The 5,031-nt window shown below is 45.1% G+C and carries 5 protein-coding genes and 1 pseudogene; all 6 read left to right on the forward strand.

Going from position 1 to position 5,031, the window contains the following annotated elements; genetic code table 11:
• Positions 1–702 (forward strand): annotated as a pseudogene (locus WEIDD23_RS07945) (acyltransferase); the annotation flags it as partial.
• Positions 703–854: 152 nt separating this feature from the next.
• The gene (locus WEIDD23_RS07950; RefSeq protein WP_010370871.1) at positions 855–2,108 is read left to right on the forward strand and encodes an OFA family MFS transporter; all 1,254 of its coding nucleotides are present in this window, start codon (positions 855–857) and stop codon (positions 2,106–2,108) included.
• A gap of 172 nt (positions 2,109–2,280) precedes the next feature.
• Positions 2,281–2,619 carry a PadR family transcriptional regulator gene (locus tag WEIDD23_RS07955; protein WP_010370870.1) on the forward strand — a complete coding sequence of 113 codons (339 nt, stop codon included), beginning with the start codon at positions 2,281–2,283 and terminating at the stop codon, positions 2,617–2,619.
• Positions 2,620–3,666 (forward strand): DUF4097 family beta strand repeat-containing protein, encoded by a 1,047-nt coding sequence (locus tag WEIDD23_RS07960; protein ID WP_010370867.1) that lies wholly within the window; start codon positions 2,620–2,622, stop codon positions 3,664–3,666.
• A gap of 201 nt (positions 3,667–3,867) precedes the next feature.
• The gene (locus WEIDD23_RS07965) at positions 3,868–4,617 is read left to right on the forward strand and encodes a hypothetical protein (RefSeq protein WP_010370865.1); all 750 of its coding nucleotides are present in this window, start codon (positions 3,868–3,870) and stop codon (positions 4,615–4,617) included.
• Between the two features lie 62 nt (positions 4,618–4,679).
• Positions 4,680–4,850, forward strand: coding sequence for a hypothetical protein (locus tag WEIDD23_RS13135; RefSeq protein ID WP_010370863.1), 171 nt, complete (start codon positions 4,680–4,682; stop codon positions 4,848–4,850).
• Positions 4,851–5,031: the final 181 nt, after the last annotated feature.

Consider the following 5,031-nt stretch of genomic DNA (forward strand, 5'->3'; position numbering starts at 1 on the left):
CTATTTAAGCATTTCAAGCATAGCCACGGTCAAATTTTATTGGTGTCATTTTTATTCCAAATCATCATGTTAGTGTTTATCAAGTATGGGTTGCCACACCTTGATACGTCGGGGTTGCCATTTTTGTTTAAAAACTATGGCTTTAGTTTGCTGGTCTACCAGTTCTACTTTGTCTTGGGGGCGTTTGCGTCAATTCATTACGATGCCTTCAAGCAATTTATTACGACCCATCATCGCTTCATTGGGTGGAGTACGGTGGTGTTGGCCGTGGGAACGATTGGTGAGTATTACTACAATTTGAATGTACTGGGGTTGAGCTTGAAAAAAACGTTGGAAATTCACCAACCGTATATTTTCATCTATGACCTGTTTATTATTGGCTTTATCATTTGGATCGGACTGCAATACGCCAAGTATCGTGATAATGGTTTGCCGCAATGGTTTGTAAGTTTCGTCTCAACCGGGGCTAAAGTTGGCTTTGGGATGTACTTGGGGCAAACAGTGGCGCTTGAAATTGTCGATTTGGGCGTGACGGCGCTTAGTTTGCCAACGGTTTGGAATTTTGTAACGTTACCACTGGTGTTTATCATTGTGGTGGCGGTCGATTATGGCATGTCACTATGCTTCTTCAAAATCCCACCATTTGGTTTTTTGGTCGGACGGCCCCAGTGGCATGTGTCACGTTTGTGGTCAGCAAAATAAATAGCAATACAAGAAGGCTGGACATGTAGATGTCTGGCCTTTTTGATAATTGCTACGAATGATCAAGTCTGACGGAATTCGGTGTACACCAAAAGTAAGTGCGTGATACAATGTACCCGCAGAGGGAAAGCGCTTACATTTAGGAGGTCGTTATGACAGGGGAGTTAAAATCAGCAGGGTACAACCGCTGGTTAGTTATTTTGGGGACTGCATTAGTGCAATTAGGTGTGGGAACGTTCTATGCTTGGTCAATATTCAATACGCCAATTTTGAAAATGTTTGGGGAACTAGCGCTGGATAAGCAGGGACATGTCGCAGCGGTGCAGCCGCATCTGGGATCGGTATCATTGATATTTTCAATCGGGTCATTAACACTTGCATTATCAACAATTGTTGTTGGACGTTTAGTTAAGCGCTTTGGTGTTCGACGAATCACGGTGGTTGCTGGGCTGGTATTTGGTTTATCAGCGTTTATTGTGGCACAACTACATTCGCCCTCACAATTGTGGCTGTATTATATTTTTGCGGGTGTGACACTTGGCGCAGCTGACGGGATTGCTTACATGGCAACGCTGTCAAACGCAATTAAGTGGTTTCCTGAAAAAACAGGGTTTATCTCAGGAATTTCGATCGCCTTTTATGGGCTGGGGTCGTTTGTCTTTAAATACATCGATGCCGCCTTCTTAGGCAATGATATCGTTCATAATTTGCCACGTGCGCTTATGGGGTGGGGTGCGTTGGTTACCATTTTGATTTTAGTGGGGTCGTTGTTCCTTCGAGATGCACCAGAAGCGCAGGTCACTAAAGTTTCCAAGCAACATCAATATACGACGGCGGAAATGTTACGTACACCGCAAGCGTATATGCTATTTATCGCCTTGTTTACCATTTGTTTGAGTGTTTACCTAACAGGAATCGCGACCAATCTTGGTACGAACCTCGCTGGGCTATCAATTGAACGAGCAGCGACGGTTGTGGCCCTAATTGCGATTTCAAATACTGTGGGTCGCTTCGTAATCGGGACATTGTCGGATCGTTTTGGCCGTAAGCCGATGCTGATGCTCACATACAGCGCAACGTTAATCGCCGTTTTGGTGTTGACCTTTAGCAGTCATATTGCTGTACCAATGTTCTATGCCATGATGATGATGGTCGGTTTCTTCTTTGGTGGGACGATTACAGTTTTTCCGTCGTTAGTTGGTGACTACTTTGGTCTGCAAAATCACAGCCAAAATTATGCGATGATTTATCAGGGGTTTGGGTTTGGTAGTTTAGCTGGGGCAATTGTTTTGTCACTGGCTGGTGGCAATCTTGCCGTCGTCTTTTACACCTATATTGTGCTATTGATTGTGTCATTAATCATTTGGTTAACAATCAAAACACCTAAATATGTGGAATCAAAGTAATGAGTTGATTAGAGCTACTTGAAAATCATGTGAAGCGCGAGGATAACTCGCGCTTTTTTTGATCAACCGGTCTATGAATCATGGGCTAAATACCTTGGCTGAGCAATTACCTTGACACGCACAGTAATCCGGTGTAAATTACTGTGTGTCGCAAAGTAATGGAGAAAACAACATGGCAGAAATATCAAAAGATTTAATTCGCGGGCACACAGATACGATTGTGCTTAACATTTTGGCCCAGGGGGATTCATACGGTTACCGTATCGTTCAAGATATCAAGACGATGTCGGGTGGCCAGTATGAAATTAACGAAGCCACACTGTATACCGTGTTCCGGCGTCTAAAAAAGGCCGAGTACGTGACACCATACTACGGCAATGAAACGCAAGGCGGTCGGCGCAAGTACTACGCTATTACCGAGGCTGGTAAACAAGCGTTGGCCGAAGCGCAGGCTGCATGGGACGTGGCGAAAGTTGTCATCGATCAACTCATGACCGGAAAGGTAAATTAAATGATGAATGAAATTATTGAACAAGCATTGGCGCCGGTATTTGCAGGCGTTAAGCGAACTGATGAAGTAAATGATTTTTATGATGAAGTGCGTGCTGATTTAGCCGAAGCCGCTCAAGATAAAATGGCAACCAATGCGATGTTGTCACAAGAAGCGGCAGTGAAAGCGGCGTTGACTGAAATGGGCGATTTACATGAAGCCGTTAAGATGATGGCGGATGATGAAACGCTAACGCCGGCGCCACAGATTGAACCTATTACAGGTAAGCCGGGCAATGTGGAACTGACGGTTGAAGCAGCCGGCCTTCGCAAAGTGAAAATTGACGGGCATTATACAGATGTGCGATTGACGATGAGCGAAACAGCTGAGTTTACGGTTAAGACCATGCAACGTGGTTATTTCAACGGCGAAGTGGCGTTTAAGACAACTGACGGGCAACTAAAAATCACGATGCCGGAACCAAAGAAGTGGTCATTTGTGGTGCCGTTTGCTCACCCACATCAAACGATTGAACTCGGGGTCCCAGCAGAATTTGCTGGTGAGTTGATGGTTGAAACCAAGGCGGGCAATGTGTGGATTGAAAACTTAGTGACCCCAGCATTGACGTTGGTATTGGAAGCTAAGACCGGCAATGTCCGAATCGCTGACGCGGAGATGCACTTAACCCGGGTGAAGATGAAGGCGGGGAACTTGCACATGGATAATGTGACGACTGAGTTTGAGACTGATGTGAAGAGTGGTAACACGAAGGTAGTCGATGCAAAGGGCTTCGGCCAACTGGCTGGTCAAAGCGGTAATTTGACGGTTGATTGGGATGAGTTGCAGGGGGATGTCCACTTGCGCCTGCGTTCCGGCAATATCAAGAATGTTTTGCCACAAACGGCGTCATTTAAGTTCGATGCTCAGAGTGAATCCGGCGTGGTAAAGGTCAAACGCGACGGTGAATTCGATGTGAAAACCATGTCCTACGTGAAGGGCGAAACGGATGACCGGGCTGAGTATTTGGTAAAGGCCCAAGTGAAGTCTGGTAATGTCAAAATGATGTAAATAAAACGGTGCAATCAGGATGGTTGCGCCGCTTTTTATCACCGCTCATCAGACAAAAGCCCATAATTGCCAGACAAAACAGTGATTAATTGCAAGATGCTTAAATAATTCGCAAATGGTGGTGATGCTAGGCGCTTTCGTGCATGATAGTTCAGTCTCACAAAACGGGTGAGACTAATTTTTTGATGTGGGGGCGTACTGATGACAACAACTATTGTCATTAATAAGCAGGGTTATGCAGTGAAAGACCTGCATGTATTCGGGGAGACGGTGACGATTTCACCGGAACGAACAGTTATGATTGTGGCCTGCCAAGTCAATGGGATGACAACGGCTGCCGTGGTGTACCAAGCAGACGGTACCTTCATGGGTATTGCACAATCAAGCAATACGTTGATGCAACAGTTAGAAACGGAGTCATGTTATTTTCGCCGACGCCAAGTCCAAACGATGCAACGTTTGTTACCGAAAACGTTGGATCCTGATGCGAAATCATTACCGTGGGTGAAAGGGCAGGATGCTTTTATGCCGATTACCTGTTATACCGATGGACCAACAACGTGGGTGAATACGGCCTTTTTGACAGCAATCGAAACGCAGGGGTTTCAAACGCGATTAGTCATGGATGGGGCACCAGATATCGTGACCAGCAAGGGACGGAACAAATTTATTAAGCAGCTGACGGCCATTAAAATCATGAGTTTGTGGATGTGCCAAGATCTGTATGGTCGCGGGTCGCAGTTAGAACGGGCGATTTTGCCAATGATTAGTTGGCCAGATAATGTCCCGATTAATGTGGACCAGGCTGCTTTACAGGCCTCACGTGATTTAACGTGTCTAACTACCCTTGGCGAACGCCTAAAATTACCTGTCGATGAAGAGACCACTTTAGCGGACCTACAACGACGGGCGCGTCTAAATATTTCTCAACGTGATATGAAAACGTTTTAACGGTAAAAATTATTGTTTTAGGATAAAATCGGAGGTAAGCATACAGAGAGTGGGTAGAAAAGATGTACGTGATTAAATGTTCAGATAGTTACTTAATGGGCGCAGCTGTAAACCATACATGGCAAACGGCCACCAGTGCTGATTTGGCAAAGCGATTTGAAGCAAAGTCAGATGCTGAAGCCTTTTTAGCAAAGTACGAGTTAGCCGAAGTTGGTAAGATTGTAAAACTGTAGTGATTAGTTAATGCGTCGACGCGAAACCGTCGGCGCATTATTTGTCTCATTTGGATTAAATGCTATACTTTGAATTATCACAATCTGAAAAGGGGATGTTCTTCAATGGCAAATGAAGAGAAATTGAATATCAATGACATTGCAGAACGGGCAGGGGTCAGTATTGCCACAGTGTCACGAT

This window comes from Weissella sp. DD23, from assembly GCF_001579105.1.
In the GTDB taxonomy this organism is placed as follows: Bacteria; Bacillota; Bacilli; order Lactobacillales; family Lactobacillaceae; genus Weissella; species Weissella cibaria.